The sequence below is a fragment of the Streptomyces sp. NPDC107538 genome, assembly GCF_055657445.1.
This window is the reverse complement of sequence record NZ_JBVKAY010000021.1, coordinates 84,227-98,327: the sequence shown is the minus strand read 5'-3', so window position 1 is coordinate 98,327 and position 14,101 is coordinate 84,227. Positions and strand designations below refer to the sequence as shown.

The following is a 14,101-nucleotide window of genomic DNA, read 5'->3' as shown; positions in this document are numbered from 1 at the left end:
CGCGGTGTCGGCTGCGGAGTTTGCTTCGGGGGCCGCGGGGTCGTCGTCCCGGTCGGGGGCCTCGCAGATCGGGCACGGCCGCAGTTCGCCGCCGGCCAGGACCCGGGAGTCCACCGGCACCGCCTCCGCCTTGCCGGACACCAGCGGGCAGTCCGCGCGGTGCCAGAGGGTGCCGCCGGGCACCATCAGCAGCCTGCCGCTGACGGCGAGGGGCGCCGTCGTCGTCCCGGACTCCGCGCCGGCGTCGTCCGGTTCGGCGGCGACGAGGAGGCCGTACAGCTCCTCGACGCGGGTGGCGGCCAGGGCCTCGCGGCCGTGGGCGAGGAGGACCGCGCCGGCGACGATCAGCGCGGCGCCGGGGACCGTGCAGGAGGCCAGATAGGGGAGCTGCCGTTCGGCGAAGCGCTCACCGGAGACGCCGTACCAGCCGACGACGCACAGCACCGCGCCCCCGGCGAGCGCGGCCCACCCCGCCCAGCCGGTCCAGAGGGCGGCGGGATGCACGGTCCACGGTCGAGCTGTCCTCGTACGGGGCATCCAGGGCATCCGTGGCTCCCACACGTCGTGTGTCTGTCCATCCCAGCCGATGGCTTGCACTATGCCTTCTGCAAGCTGACCCTGAAAGAACCGGGCGCGTGCCGCCCGGACCGACACCCGGTGGTGAGCCAGATGGTTCTCGGGAGCGACCTCAGGCGGGCGAACGGACGGCGGGGACGTGGTCCAGGGGCGGCGGGACGGGGCACGGCGCTGGCCGCCGCCCTGGTCCTCCTCCTGGCCCCGGCCCTCGCGGCGTGCAGCGACGACAGCGGGGGCGGCGGCGACTCGGCACCGCCCACCCCCTCCGTGGAACGGACGGCGAGCGAACCGGCCGAGGAGACCACGAGCGCGAGCGGGCCCGCCGACACGGCGGCGGCGGAGAAGGAGATCCAGGAGAACTGGAAGACGTTCTTCGACCCCTCCACCTCCACCGAGGAGAAACAGGCCGTGCTGGAGAACGGCGACGAGATGGGCCCGGTCCTCGCGGCGTTCAGCGGCGACGAGCGCGGCGGGCAGGTGGAGGCCGAGGTCCAGAAGGTCGCCTTCACCTCCGCGACCGGCGCCGACGTGACGTACACCCTGCTTCTGGAGGGCGCCACGGCCCTGCCGGACGCGGCGGGCACGGCCGTCGAGCAGGACGGCACCTGGAAGGTGTCCGTCAAGACGCTGTGCGGGCTGGTCGCACTGAGCGGCAATGCGACCCCGGGCCCGGGCTGCTGAGACGGCCGCCGCGGGTCTGCTGCTGCTTCTGGCGACGGCGATGGCGACGGCCTGCGGCAGCCGGCTCCCGGAGAGCGACTTCGAACGCCGGGACACGGCCACGGCCCCGGCGAGCGCCGAGCCGCTGCGCGTCGGGATCGTCACCAGCGTCACCAGCCCGGTCGGCGGGACCGCGTTCACCGGGCCGCGCGACGGGGCGAAGGCCTGGTTCGCCGCGCTCAACGCGCGCGGCGGCATCGACGGCCGCCGGGTCGAGGTGCGGGAGTGCGACGACGGCGGCAGCGGCGTCGGCAACAACGAGTGCGTGCACCGGCTCGTCGAGGAGGACCGTGTGGTGGCGCTGGTCGCCACCACCGCCCTCGACTACGCGGGCGCCGCCCGTGTCGCCCGCGCGCGCGTGCCCGACATCGGCGGCCAGCCCATCGGCCCGGCGTACGACACGTATCCGTACCTGTACAGCGTCTACGGCAGCCTCGCGCCCCGGAACGGCACCACCGGCTGGGACGGGGAGCAGTACGGCGGCACCGAGGTGTACCGGTACTTCAAGCGGGAGCACGGCGCCCGCACCGCCGCCGTGGTCTCGTACAACCAGTCCGCGTCGGCCGCCTACGCGCGCCTGGTCGTCCAGGGGCTGAAGGCCGAGGGGTACCGCGTGGTCACCGAGCAGCTCGACTTCGCGCTGCCCAACTTCCGCGCGGCGGCGGCCGACATCAAGGAGCAGGGCGCCGACCTGGTCTTCGACGCCATCGACGGACACGGCAACGCCCGGCTCTGCGAGGCGCTGGACGAGGTGGGCGCCGACGTCACCGCCAAGGTCACCAACGTCCAGAACTGGACCTCCACGGTCGCCGACGACTACAAGGACGCCCCGCGCTGCCGCAACGCCCTGTGGGCGACCGGCTCCAGCCGCAACCACGCGGACGAATCCGACGCGGCCGTACGGGAGTTCCGGGACGCGACGAAGGACCTGGAGACGCACTCCCAGTGGCAGTTGGAGGGCTGGGCCGCGGCGATGTGGTTCACGGACGCGGCGAGATCGTGCGCGGGCGGGGAGGAGGGCGTCACGCGCGCGTGCGTCGACCGGTTCATGAACCGTGCCGAGCCCTACAGCGCCGACGGACTGCTCGTCCCGGTCCGCTTCGAACGGCTCGCCGAGCCCCCGAAGACCCGCAGGACCTGTGTGTCCGTGGCCCGTTGGCAGGACGGGAAGGGGTGGCTGAGCCAGGGGGAGATGAACGACACCTGCTTCGACGTGCCCCAACTGCCCTACAGGCCCTGATGCACGCAGAGGCGAACAGGTTCCCTCCGGCGCCTATCGATCGGGCAACCGTTGCAGAACGAGTTGATGATGATGTCCAACCATTCCCAGGGATCCCGGGTCTAAGCGTGTGGTGGTGGACCAGCACCGCCATGGACGGACGGTCGGGGAAATCGGCTGATGACCAGGGAAACCAGGGGGTTCGGGGGACGCATGCACATATCTTTTCTCATACACAACGCGTACGGGATCGGCGGAACGATCCGTACGACGTACAACCTTGCGAACACCCTGGCAGAACAGCACGACGTGGAGATCGTCTCCGTCTTCCGCCACCGTGACGAGCCCGTCTTCGACGTGAGCCCGAAGGTCCGGCTGCGCGGCCTGGTCGACATCCGGGAGGGCGGCGCCGACAAGGGCCACGCCGACCTGGAGCGTCCCGCCAAGGTCTTCCCGCGCGCCGAGGGCCGGCACCACCAGTACAGCGCCCTGACCGACCGCCGGATCGCCGAGCATCTCGCCTCGGTCGACGCCGACGTCCTGGTCGGCACCCGCCCCGGGCTGAACGTGCACATGGCCCGGCAGACCCGCCGCGGGCCGATCCGCGTGGGCCAGGAGCATCTGACGCTCGACAGCCACTCCCCGGCCCTGCGCGCCACCCTGCGCGGCGTCTACCCGAGGCTCGACGCGCTCACCACGACCACCGAGGCCGACGCGCGCGCGTACAACTCGAAGATGCGGCTGCCCGGCGTCCGGGTGCAGGCCGTCCCCAACCCGGTGCCCGCGCCCGGCATCGACCCGGCCGACGGCACCGGCAAGTGGGTCGTGGCCGCCGGGCGGCTCGCGCCCGTGAAGCGTTACGACCTGCTGATCAAGGCCTTCGACAAGGTGCGCGAGGAGCGGCCCGACTGGCGCCTGCGGATCTACGGCGGCGGCAAGCAGAAGGACAAACTCCGCGCCCTCGTCGACAAGTTGGGCCTCTACAACCACGTCTATCTGATGGGCCCCGCCAACCCCATCGAGCCCGAGTGGGCCAAGGGCTCCATCGCCGCCGTCACCTCCAGCCTGGAGTCGTTCGGCATGACCATCGTCGAGGCCATGCGCTGCGGACTGCCGGTGGTCTCCACCAACTGCCCGCACGGGCCCGGCGAGATCATCGACGACGGCGTCGACGGCCGCCTGGTCAAGGTCGGCAACGTCAAGGCCATCGCCGGCGGTCTGCTGGAACTCATCAACGACGACGACAAGCGGCAGCGGATGGCGCACGCGGCGCTGGAGGACTCCGAGCGCTTCGACCCGTCCCGGATCGCGGAGCGCTACGAGACGCTCTTCGGCGACCTCGTCGCCCGTGGCGGCGCCTCCTCGGTGGGCCGGATGCGGGGCTCCCTGCACCGCACCCGTGGCGCTCTGCTCGGCGGCGCGTACGCCGTTCGGGATGCCGGACGTTCCGCTCTCAAGAAGGGGCGCACCGCATGATGACGCTGGCTCCGCAGCAGCCCGCCCGCCGCGACGACCGGGAGGACAGGATCGCGCCGCTCCGCGCCGACTGTGTCGCCGACTTCGCCGGCGGTCTGACCTTCGAGGTCGCCGACCGCGGCGAGTCCGGCCCCGCCCACCTGGTCCTCGTCTCCCGCGACGGTGCCCCGGAGGTCCGTCTGCCCCTTACCCCGGCCGGCGACGGCCGTCTGCGGGCCGCGCTGCCGGGCAGCCTGGACCTTCCCGAGGGCTACTGGGACGTCCACCTCCAGGTGGCCGACGGCGAGCCGCTCCGGCTGTCCCCCGGCGTCAACGACCTGCGCTCCCTCGTCGACCGCGCCCCGGCTCCCGCCGCCGACCGGATCGTCGTCCGCATCCCGTACGGCACCAAGCACGGCAACCTCACGCTCCGCGCCTGGGAGCGCTCCCCGCACGCCGAGGCCGGCGCACTCCACATCGGCGACGGCCGGCTGGAGGTCACCGCCCGGCTGTACGGCGCCGAGACCGCGCCCGGCGCGTACGTCGAGATCACCGACCAGAACGGCGTGGCACCCGCGGTACGCGCCGACCTCACCGCCTCGGACGCCCCGGGCGGCGTCCGCTTCACCGTCGCGTACGGCGAACTGCCGCCCGGCCACTGGGACCTGTGGCTGCGCCCCGAGGGGGAGCCGGGTCCGAGGGTGCGGGTCGCGCGGCTGCTCGACGACATCGTCGACAAGCACCCGGTCTTCGTCTATCCCCGGTCCCGCGCCGAGTCGGGGCAGGGCGGCCCGGTGGAGGGCGAGCCGTACTACACGGCCCACAACGACCTGTCCGTCACGGTGGTCGCCGTGAGCTGAGCTGTCGTGAGCTGAGCCGCCGTGAGCTGAACCGCCCCGCACCGAACCGGCCGCGGTCGAGGACACACCCTGTCCTCGACCGCTGGCAGACTCGCCCCCATGTTGGAGACTTCGGCACGGCTGCTGCGGCTGCTCTCGCTCCTGCAGTCCCACCGCGAATGGTCCGGCTCCGAACTCGCCGGCCGGCTCGGTGTGACCGCGCGCACCGTCCGCCGGGACGTGGACCGGCTGCGCGAGCTGGGCTACCCGGTCAACGCCAGCCCGGGCACCGGCGGCGGCTACCAGCTCGGCGCGGGTGCCGAGCTGCCGCCGCTGCTCCTCGACGACGAGGAGGCGGTCGCGGTGGCCGTCGGACTGCGCTCGGCCGCAGGACAGGGCATCGACGGCATCGGCGAGTCCTCCGTACGTGCCCTCGCCAAACTCGAACAGGTGCTGCCGAGCCGGCTGCGCCGCCGGGTGGGCGCCCTGAACGCCTTCACCGTGCCGCTGCTGCGCGGCCCCCAGCTCTCCGCGATCGACCCGGCGGTGCTCACCGAACTGGCGAACGCCTGCCGGGACGCCGAGCGGCTGCGCTTCGAGTACCGCGACCACACCGGCGCCGCCACCCGCCGTACCGTCGAGCCGCACCGCCTGGTGTGCACCGAGCGCCGCTGGTACCTGGTCGCCTGGGACGTCGAACGCGCCAACTGGCGCACCTTCCGCGTGGACCGCCTCACGCCCCGGCCGCCGCACGGCCCGCGCTTCACACCCCGCGAGCCCCCGGCCGAGGACCTCGCCGCGTACGTCTCCCAGGGCGTCTCCAGGGGCGTGTACGCCTCTCAGGCCGTCGTACGGCTGCTGGTGCCCCTCGACGAGGCCGCCGCCCGGATCTCGCCCTCGGCGGGCACCCTGGAGCCCTACGACGCGCACAGCTGTCTGCTGCGCACCGGGGCCCCGAGCCTCGATGTGATGGCCATTCACGTGATGATGACCGGCGTCGACTTCGAGGTCGTCGAACCGGAGGGGCTGACCGAGACGATCAGGACACTTCGGGACCGCCTGTCGGCCGCTCTTGACCGAACCGGGGATGCGGCGTCCCCTCCTGGCCCTTCCGGGTCTGCGGCGGGGTGATCGCCGCGAACTTCGGATGGTGCAGATCGAACGCCGGGGCCTCGGAGCGGACCCGGGGCAGCGTCACGAAGTTGTGGCGCGGCGGCGGACAGGAGGTCGCCCACTCCAGCGACCGGCCGTACCCCCACGGGTCGTCCACGTCGACCTTCACCCCGTACCGGGAGGTCTTCCAGACGTTGTAGAGGAACGGCAGCGTCGACAGGCCCAGCAGGAACGCGCCGATGGTCGAGACGGTGTTGAGGGCGGTGAAGCCGTCGGCGGCCAGATAGTCCGCGTACCGCCGGGGCATGCCCTCGGCGCCCAGCCAGTGCTGCACCAGGAACGTGGTGTGGAAGCCGACGAACAGCGTCCAGAACTGGATCTTGCCGAGCCGCTCGTCGAGCATCTTCCCGGTGAACTTCGGCCACCAGAAGAAGAACCCCGCGAAGGTGGCGAAGACGACCGTGCCGAAGACGACGTAGTGGAAGTGCGCGACCACGAAGTACGAGTCGGTGACATGGAAGTCCATCGGCGGCGACGCCAGGATCACCCCGGTCAGCCCGCCGAACAGGAACGACACCAGGAAGCCGGTCGCCCACAGCATCGGTGTCTCGAACGACAGCGAGCCCTTCAGCATCGTCCCCGTCCAGTTGAAGAACTTCACCCCCGTCGGCACGGCGATCAGGAAGCTCATGAACGAGAAGAACGGCAGCAGCACCGCGCCCGTGGCGAACATGTGGTGCGCCCACACCACGATCGACAGCCCCGTGATCGCCATCGTCGCCCCGACCAGCGTCAGATAGCCGAAGATCGGCTTGCGGCTGAAGACCGGGATGATCTCCGTGATGATCCCGAAGAACGGCAGGGCGATGATGTAGACCTCCGGGTGCCCGAAGAACCAGAACAGGTGCTGCCACAGCAGCGCCCCGCCGTTCGCCGCGTCGAAGACCTGCGAGCCGAACCGCCGGTCCGCCTCCAGGACCAGCAGCGCGGCGGCGAGCACCGGGAACGCCATCAGGATCAGGATCGACGTGAACAGCGTGTTCCAGGTGAAGATCGGCATCCGGAACATCGTCATCCCGGGGGCGCGCATCGCGACGATCGTGGTCAGGAAGTTCACCGCGCCCAGGATCGTGCCGAAGCCGGACAGCGCCAGCCCCATGATCCACATATCGGCCCCGATCCCCGGTGACCGCTCCAGACTGTTCAGCGGCGCATAGGCGAACCACCCGAAGGCGGCGGGCCCCGACGGCACCAGCAGCGAGCCCAGCACGATCAGCCCGCCGAACAGGAACAGCCAGTACGACAACATGTTCAGCCGGGGGAAGGCGACATCGGGCGCGCCGATCTGCAGCGGCATGATCTCGTTGGCGAACCCGGCGAAGGTCGGCGTCGCGAAGAGCAGCAGCATGATCGTGCCGTGCAGCGTGAACAGCTGGTTGAACTGCTCGTTGTCCACGATCTGGGTGCCCGGCCGGGCCAGCTCCGCGCGCATCACCAGCGCCATCAGACCGGCGGCCAGGAAGAACAGGAACGACGTGACCAGGTAGAGGTGCCCGATCTTCTTGTGGTCCGTCGTGGTCAGCCAGTCGACCACCACGCGTCCGGGCTTCCTGGTCCGTACGGGTCGTGCCGGCGCCTGTACGGTCTCGGTCCCCATCGCTCGCCCCTTCGCTGCCGCGTCCTGGGCCCGTGATGCACGCCATGATGCGCGCGGTCCCGGTCGCTCCGACAGGGGGCGTAGGGGGGAAGTGTGCGGGAACCGTGTATTTCCCATGAGGTGGGGGCTTCCGGGAGCCGTCCGGGAATCGGTGGGAAAAGGCTGGACATGCACCGGACACACACGGCCCCGGACATGCATTCCGACGGGCTATTCGCGATGGTGCCGAAGGGGTCGGGAATTCCGTTCGGCAGCGCGCGGAAGGCGTAAGGAACCGCTCGTACGTGTGACTGGGTTGGGCCGAATCGGGTGTCGTGGTTCTGTGACAGAAGCGTGACTGCGGGAGGACAGCGGGACCTCCGGCGGCCTACCGTGGCGGGCATGGCACCCATTCCCACCCCCTCCGAAGAGCCCCGGGACGACCCCGACGCCTACGTCGGCCTGGAGGCGCCGAACGCCGAGCGCCGCGCCGTGGAACGCGGCTGGTCCACCGTCAGAAAGCTGCCGCCGGGCGCGATCATCACCATGGAGTACCGCTTCGGCCGGCTGAACCTGGAGGTCGAGGACGGCCGGGTGAGGCGCGCCTGGAAGGGCTGACCGCGCGTCGGGTCAGGTCCAGGACGGGCGAAGGCCCGGCTCCGATGGGGAGCCGGGCCTTCGCCGTGCGGCGGTGGGGACGGTGCGGGGCATGGGCTGTGCGTACCGGCCCCGCTGTCTCGTGTCAGCCGCCCGCCAGGGGGCGGGCCGAGGTCGCGTTGTGCGCGACCCGGTCCGCGTGCGGCGGCCGGCGGGAGCCGGCCGGGGTGACCGGGGCCCGCTCCGACCTGCTCAGATGCGGTCCGGGGGCCAGATGCACGGGCACGATCGACGGGTGGGCGGCGCGGGCCGCGATCCCGGTCTCCCGAGCGGTCGCGGGCTCCTCGCCGGGCGTGCGCAGCGGGGCGGCCCCCACGCTGCCCACGGCGGCGGGCGTCGGCGCGGACGCGGGCGCGGACGCCGGGGCAGATGCCGGGGCGGATGCCGTACGACGGTCGCGCCAGGAGTCCCGCAGCGAGAAGAGCCAGGCCTCGGCGCGGGCGATCAGCGGCTCGAACCAGGGCAGCGCCAGCATGATCAGCAGACCGGCGGCCCAGCCCAGCAGGACATCGCTCAACCAGTGCGTACCGAGGTAGACCGTGGTGAGTCCGACGCCGAGCGAGATCACGGCGGAGAGCGCGGACAGCCAGCGCCTGGCCCGCGGCGTCGACGCCAGATAGGCCAGGATGCCCCAGGTCACCACGGCGTTGGCGGTATGGCCCGAAGGAAATATGTCGCCGCCGAGCCACATCTCGTTGGAGCCGATCTCGGTGGCGTAGTGCGGACCGAGCCGGCCCATGCCGAGCTTGGCGGCACCGACCGTGATGTTCAGCAGCAGCAGCGAGACACCGAGGGCCAGCATCGGCCGCAGGGTGTGCTGTCTCCAGGAGCGCCAGCCCAGCCAGGCGGCGACCATCACGGCGGTGGGGCCGCGCTGGCCGAGGACCACGTAGTAGTCCAGGAAGGCGTGGATCTGCTGCCACTGCTGGTACGGCCGGAAGAACATGATCTGCCAGTCGAGCCGGACCAGCCACGAGGTGATCACGACGGCCCACACGATGGCCACGTAGAAGGCCAGGGTGGAGCCGAAGAGCACCACCCGGTGCCGGGTCATCACCGGCACATCGATGTGGGCCGGTCGTTCCGGCTCACGGTCCAGCCTGGAGAAGACCCGGTCCAGACGGGTCGGCTTTAGTTCGGTACGCACTCAATCGACGTTACAGCGAGTGAGCTCCGACGCGGCGTGAATCACCGGCTTTGTGATGACGCCGTGATGTGGGATTGCTCTCAGATTGATGTTTATTTCTGCTGAATGACGAATCGTTGCGCCACTTGGCCTTCAATTCCATGGCCTAATACTGAGCGGTCGTTTTACGGCCCTTTTGAATTCGTTCACCGAATGCTTGCGTGGAATTACCCGTTCGCTCGCCCTCCGTGGCAGACGGGTCAGGGCGGGCCGGAGCCATTCAGCCAGAACGCCCCGTAGCCCGCCGACACCACCGCCACGGCCCCGAGAATCGCCGCTGACCTGCGCGTACGCGCGTTCGCCAGGGCGCGGGCGAGGGGCAGCAGCAGCGGGAACGCGGGCATCAGCAGCCGGGGCTTGGAGCCGAAGTAGCTCGACGCGCACAGCGCCAGCGCGGTCACGACCCCCGCGTAGACCAGCAGCGGCAGCGGCTGTCCTTGTCTTACGCACACCACGTACAGCCAGACGAGCGACGCCACCCCGATGATCAGTCCGACACCGGCCAGGGCGGACGGGAACGACGTGAACTTTTCGGCGACGAAACGGGCGAAGGCGTAGCCGCCGTCGAAGCCGTTGCGCCACCCCGCCTGGACGTGGAGATAGCCGAGCGGGCCCTTGCCCGTGCGATGGCCGACCCACAGGACGTAGCCACCGGCGCCCAGGGGCGCGAGGACCATACCGAGGGCGCGCGGCCAGAGCCGAGCGCCGCCCGATGCCTCCGCACTCCGGCTTCGTACGGACGGCGGAGCGGGTTCGAGCCGCCGCTCCCGTACGTACGACACGACCGCCGCCGCCCAGACCGCCGCGACCACCGCCAGCCCCACCGGGCGGGTCAGCCCGGCGAGAGCGGCCAGGGCACCCGCCGCCACCCAGCGGCCGGTCAGCACGGCGTACAGCGACCAGGCGGCCAGCGCGGTGAACAGCGACTCCGTGTACGCCATCGACTGCACGATCCCCACCGGCAGCACCGCCCACAGCAGCACCGCGCACACCCCCACCCGGCGCCCGTACACCCGGTCGGCGACCGCGAAGATCCCCCAGGCCGCGGCGAGCGAGGCGAGGGTGGCGACGACCAGGCCGGCGTGGGCGTACGACAGCGGGGTCACCGCCGACACCGCCCGCTCCAGCCACGGCAGCAGCGGGAAGAACGCCAGGTTCGAGTGGACGTCGCCGCCCGGCAGGCGCACCTCGTAGCCGTAACCGAGTTCGGCGACACGGGTGTACCAGAGCGAGTCCCACCGGGCCGACAGCAGTGTCAGGGCGCTCTTGTCCCGCGCCGCGCTCCACCCGGCGAGGGCGACGAGGCCCAGGGCGCGCACGGCGGCGTACCCGAGGAGCGCGGGGGCGGCCCGGCTCAGCAGAGGCGGCGCCGGGCGCGTAGCAAGATCGGTCACGCGCTCGATTATCGGCGGAGTCGGGAACCGGCCGGGACACGGTCCCGTGGTCGTCGGTGACGGAGCCGTGATGGACCGTGACGGACGCACCACGGACGAGTGATGAAGGAGTCATGGAGGACCGGTGGGCGGCCCGCGGCGTGGCGTATGCCACACCTCGCATGAGGGTTCCATGAGACACCCGCCACCTTTCACCGGCCGGGACTCGCGTACGCTGACGGCTCGCTCGCCATTCGATGCGCGGGCCCGGGACCACCGCTCCTCCCGGGCCGTGACCGCCGGGGAGTCCCCACCCCGCTGGTTCCGCCGAACGCGAGAGCATCTGGGAGGTACGTACATGTCCGGGACGCCCACGGCCGCCGCACTCCGCCGTCGGGACACCGGGGCCCATGCCAACCGCTGGGTCGTCCTCGTCGTCCTCTGCGTCAGCCTGCTCCTGGTCGCCGTCGACGCCACCGTGCTGCACGTGGCGGTGCCCGCGGTCACCGAGGACATCAGGCCGAGCGCCATGGAGCTGCTCTGGATCGTCGACGTCTACCCGCTGGTCTGCGCCTCGCTGCTGATCCTCTTCGGCACGCTCGGCGACCGGGTCGGCCGCAGACGGATCCTCCTGCTCGGATACGCCCTCTTCGGCGTCGCCTCCGCCCTCGCGGCCTGCGCCGACAACCCGCACGTCCTGATCGCGGCCCGCGCCCTGCTCGGCGTCGGCGGCGCGATGATCATGCCCGCGACCCTGTCGATCCTGCGCCAGGTCTTCCCCGACCGGCGCGAACGGGCCCTCGCCATCGGCATCTGGAGCGCGGTCGCGGCCGTCGGCGCGGCCGTCGGACCCCTGCTCGGCGGGTTCCTGCTGGAGCACTTCTGGTGGGGCTCGGTCTTCCTCGTCAACATCCCGCTGATGCTCGTCAGCCTGCCGATCGGACGGCTCCTGCTGCCCGAGTCGACGGGCGACCGCGACGGCCCCTGGGACGTGGTCGGCGCCCTGATGGCGGCCGTCGGCCTCTTCGGCGTCGTCCTCGCGGTGAAGCGGCTCGGCGGCGGACACCCGCCGTTCGACCCGGGCACCGCGCTCGCCCTCCTCGCCGGCGGCGGACTGCTGACCGCGTTCGTACGACGGCAGCGGCGCCGGGCGCATCCGCTGGTCGACCTGCGGATGTTCGCCCGCCCCGCGTTCAGCACCTCCGTCGGCTGCATCGTGCTGGCCATGCTCGCGCTGGTCGGCCTGGAGCTGATCGCCGCGCAGTATCTGCAACTGGTCCTCGGCCTGTCCCCGCTGGAGACGGGTCTACGGCTGCTGCCGCTGACCATCGCCGCGATGGCGGCCGGGCTCGTCGGCTCCCATCTGCTGCACCGCTTCGGGCCGCGCCGCATGGTCTCCCTCGGCTTCTGCCTCACCGCCTTCGCGGTCGTCCTGCTGACGGCGATGGGGCGCCACGACAACGCGGGGCTGCTGCTCGCCGGGTTCGTGCTGCTCGGCTTCGGGCTGGAGACGACGCTCTTCGGGGCGTACGAGTCCATGCTCAGCGAGGCGCCCGCGTCCTCGGCGGGCGGGGCGGCGGCGATCGGCGAGACCTCCTACCAGCTGGGCGCCGGCATCGGGATCGCCCTCCTCGGCAGCGTCATGAACGCGGCGTACGCGCCCGGGTTGTCGTCCGTGCCGGGGGTGCCGTCGTCGGCGTCCGCCGCCGCCGGGCACTCGCTCGGCGAGGCGTACGAGGTCGCGGACCGGCTGGGCGGGTCCTCGGGGGAGGCGCTGCGGCACGCCGCGCGCGACTCGTTCGTGCACGGGCTGCACATCACCTTGCTGGTCAGCGCGGCACTGCTGGTGCTCGGCGCGGTGATGGCGCTGCGGCTGCCTCGGGGGATGGAGTGCGGGGGTGCTTCCGCGGAGGTGCCGGGGCCGCGGGAGGCTGCCGCCGCCGCGCCTGTACGGGCGGAGTCGGTGCGCTGAGCTGTCTCGGCACCCTCCGCCGGGGCTGAGCATGGGCGGGGTTTCGCTCACCGGCGCTTGCCGGGTGCCGCTGCGGCTGAGTGGGTGGATGGGTACGGTGGTTAGCGTCGCTAGTTTTATGAGCCGGAGGTGCACCCGTGAGCTTCGACCCTGCCGATCTCCTCGGCCTCGATGATCTGCTCGAACCCGAGGACCTTGCCGTGCGGGACACCGTGCGGAGGTGGGCCGGGGAGCGGGTGATGCCGTATGTCGCCGAGTGGTACGAGCGGGGGGAACTGCCCCGGATCCGGGAGCTGGCACGGGAGTTGGGGGCGATCGGGGCCCTCGGGATGTCGCTCCAGGGGTACGGGTGCGCGGGGGCGAGCGCCGTACAGTACGGGCTCGCCTGTCTGGAGCTGGAGGCCGCGGACTCGGGGATCCGCTCGCTCGTCTCCGTGCAGGGCTCCCTCGCCATGTACGCCATCCACCGGTTCGGCAGCGAGGAGCAGAAGCGGACCTGGCTGCCGCGGATGGCCTCCGGTGAGGTGATCGGGTGCTTCGGTCTCACCGAGCCCGACCACGGGTCCGACCCGGCGTCGATGCGTACGTACGCCAAGCGGGACGGCGGCGACTGGATCCTCAACGGCCGGAAGATGTGGATCACCAACGGCTCCGTCGCCGGGGTCGCCGTCGTCTGGGCACAGACCGACGACGGCATCCGGGGCTTCGTCGTACCGACGGACACCGCCGGGTTCTCCGCGCCGGAGATCAAGCACAAGTGGTCCCTGCGCGCCTCCGTCACCAGTGAACTCGTCCTGGACGACGTGCGGTTGCCCGGGGACGCCGTACTGCCGGAGGTCAAGGGGCTGAAAGGCCCGCTGAGTTGTCTCTCGCACGCCCGCTACGGAATCGTGTGGGGTTCGATGGGTGCGGCGCGCGCCAGTTTCCAGTCGGCCGTGGAATACGCCAAGACGCGGGAGCAGTTCGGGAAGCCGATCGGTGGATTCCAGCTCACCCAGGCCAAACTCGCCGACATGGCGGTCGAGTTGCACAAGGGGATTCTGCTCGCCCACCATCTGGGGCGGCGGATGGACGCGGGACGGCTCCGTCCCGAGCAGATCAGTTTCGGCAAGCTGAACAACGTACGGGAGGCGATCGAGATCTGCCGTACCGCCCGCACGATTCTCGGCGCGAACGGGATCTCCCTGGAGTACCCGGTGATGCGGCACGCGACGAATCTGGAGTCCGTGCTCACCTACGAGGGCACCGTCGAAATGCACCAACTCGTGCTGGGCAAGGCGCTCACCGGTCTCGACGCCTTCCGGTGAGCCACGTCTGAGCCGCGTCGCACGCCCGGATGCCGGAGGCAGGGCCGA

11 protein-coding genes and 1 pseudogene are annotated in these 14,101 nt (G+C 71.4%); 8 read left to right on the top strand and 4 right to left on the bottom strand.

What is annotated here, in order from left to right; all coding sequences use genetic code 11:
* Window positions 1-42: 42 nt before the first annotated feature.
* A pseudogene (locus tag ACZ7MG_RS40620) lies at window positions 43-537 on the bottom strand (hypothetical protein); the annotation flags it as partial.
* 132 nt (window positions 538-669) lie between these two features.
* On the opposite strand from ACZ7MG_RS40620, the gene ACZ7MG_RS40615 reads away from it, so the two are divergent.
* The 5 genes from ACZ7MG_RS40615 (at window position 670) to ACZ7MG_RS40595 (ending at window position 5,940) form a co-directional block, all read left to right on the top strand.
* Window positions 670-1,257 (top strand): MTB12 C-terminal domain-containing protein, encoded by a 588-nt coding sequence (locus tag ACZ7MG_RS40615; protein ID WP_471395172.1) that lies wholly within the window; start codon window positions 670-672, stop codon window positions 1,255-1,257.
* Window positions 1,232-2,536 (top strand): ABC transporter substrate-binding protein, encoded by a 1,305-nt coding sequence (locus ACZ7MG_RS40610; protein WP_471395170.1) that lies wholly within the window; start codon window positions 1,232-1,234, stop codon window positions 2,534-2,536. Before ACZ7MG_RS40615 ends, ACZ7MG_RS40610 begins: the two co-directional genes overlap by 26 nt.
* A gap of 192 nt (window positions 2,537-2,728) precedes the next feature.
* Window positions 2,729-3,991 carry a glycosyltransferase family 4 protein gene (locus tag ACZ7MG_RS40605; protein WP_471395169.1) on the top strand — a complete coding sequence of 421 codons (1,263 nt, stop codon included), beginning with the start codon at window positions 2,729-2,731 and terminating at the stop codon, window positions 3,989-3,991.
* Complete coding sequence (locus tag ACZ7MG_RS40600) at window positions 3,988-4,830, top strand: hypothetical protein (protein ID WP_471395167.1); 843 nt, start codon at window positions 3,988-3,990, stop codon at window positions 4,828-4,830. The genes ACZ7MG_RS40605 and ACZ7MG_RS40600 overlap by 4 nt, the downstream gene beginning before the upstream one ends.
* Window positions 4,831-4,929: 99 nt before the next feature.
* Window positions 4,930-5,940, top strand: coding sequence for a helix-turn-helix transcriptional regulator (locus tag ACZ7MG_RS40595; RefSeq protein ID WP_471395165.1), 1,011 nt, complete (start codon window positions 4,930-4,932; stop codon window positions 5,938-5,940).
* On the opposite strand, the gene ctaD is transcribed toward ACZ7MG_RS40595, so the two are convergent.
* Window positions 5,849-7,579 carry an aa3-type cytochrome oxidase subunit I gene (gene ctaD, locus ACZ7MG_RS40590; protein ID WP_471395164.1) on the bottom strand — a complete coding sequence of 577 codons (1,731 nt, stop codon included), beginning with the start codon at window positions 7,577-7,579 and terminating at the stop codon, window positions 5,849-5,851. The genes ACZ7MG_RS40595 and ctaD overlap by 92 nt on opposite strands.
* A gap of 381 nt (window positions 7,580-7,960) precedes the next feature.
* Here ctaD and ACZ7MG_RS40585 point away from each other — a divergent pair, with 381 nt between their 5' ends.
* Complete coding sequence (locus ACZ7MG_RS40585) at window positions 7,961-8,176, top strand: I78 family peptidase inhibitor (RefSeq protein ID WP_471395162.1); 216 nt, start codon at window positions 7,961-7,963, stop codon at window positions 8,174-8,176.
* Between the two features lie 124 nt (window positions 8,177-8,300).
* Here the strand turns inward: ACZ7MG_RS40585 and ACZ7MG_RS40580 are convergent, their stop codons facing one another.
* A complete protein-coding gene (locus ACZ7MG_RS40580) occupies window positions 8,301-9,362 on the bottom strand; it encodes a phosphatase PAP2 family protein (protein WP_471395160.1) in 1,062 nt (353 codons plus the stop codon).
* 239 nt (window positions 9,363-9,601) lie between these two features.
* On the bottom strand, window positions 9,602-10,795 hold the full coding sequence (locus tag ACZ7MG_RS40575) for a glycosyltransferase family 39 protein (protein WP_471395158.1): 1,194 nt from the start codon (window positions 10,793-10,795) through the stop codon (window positions 9,602-9,604).
* A gap of 337 nt (window positions 10,796-11,132) precedes the next feature.
* Here ACZ7MG_RS40575 and ACZ7MG_RS40570 point away from each other — a divergent pair, with 337 nt between their 5' ends.
* Window positions 11,133-12,746: an MFS transporter gene (locus tag ACZ7MG_RS40570; protein WP_471395156.1), complete on the top strand. Its 1,614-nt coding sequence runs from the start codon at window positions 11,133-11,135 to the stop codon at window positions 12,744-12,746.
* A 137-nt stretch (window positions 12,747-12,883) separates the two neighbouring features.
* Window positions 12,884-14,053, top strand: coding sequence for an acyl-CoA dehydrogenase family protein (locus ACZ7MG_RS40565; RefSeq protein WP_471395154.1), 1,170 nt, complete (start codon window positions 12,884-12,886; stop codon window positions 14,051-14,053).
* Window positions 14,054-14,101: the final 48 nt, after the last annotated feature.

What these genes read in the sequence shown, in the direction of transcription:
- ACZ7MG_RS40610 (WP_471395170.1), top strand. Translation starts at nt 1,232, where the DNA reads ATGCGACCCCGGGCCCGGGCTGCTGAGACGGCCGCCGCGGGTCTGCTG.
- ACZ7MG_RS40615 (WP_471395172.1), top strand. Translation starts at nt 670, where the DNA reads ATGGTTCTCGGGAGCGACCTCAGGCGGGCGAACGGACGGCGGGGACGT.
- ACZ7MG_RS40595 (WP_471395165.1), top strand. Translation starts at nt 4,930, where the DNA reads ATGTTGGAGACTTCGGCACGGCTGCTGCGGCTGCTCTCGCTCCTGCAG.
- ACZ7MG_RS40570 (WP_471395156.1), top strand. Translation starts at nt 11,133, where the DNA reads ATGTCCGGGACGCCCACGGCCGCCGCACTCCGCCGTCGGGACACCGGG.
- ctaD (WP_471395164.1), bottom strand. Translation starts at nt 7,579, where the DNA reads ATGGGGACCGAGACCGTACAGGCGCCGGCACGACCCGTACGGACCAGG.
- ACZ7MG_RS40600 (WP_471395167.1), top strand. Translation starts at nt 3,988, where the DNA reads ATGATGACGCTGGCTCCGCAGCAGCCCGCCCGCCGCGACGACCGGGAG.
- ACZ7MG_RS40585 (WP_471395162.1), top strand. Translation starts at nt 7,961, where the DNA reads ATGGCACCCATTCCCACCCCCTCCGAAGAGCCCCGGGACGACCCCGAC.
- ACZ7MG_RS40605 (WP_471395169.1), top strand. Translation starts at nt 2,729, where the DNA reads ATGCACATATCTTTTCTCATACACAACGCGTACGGGATCGGCGGAACG.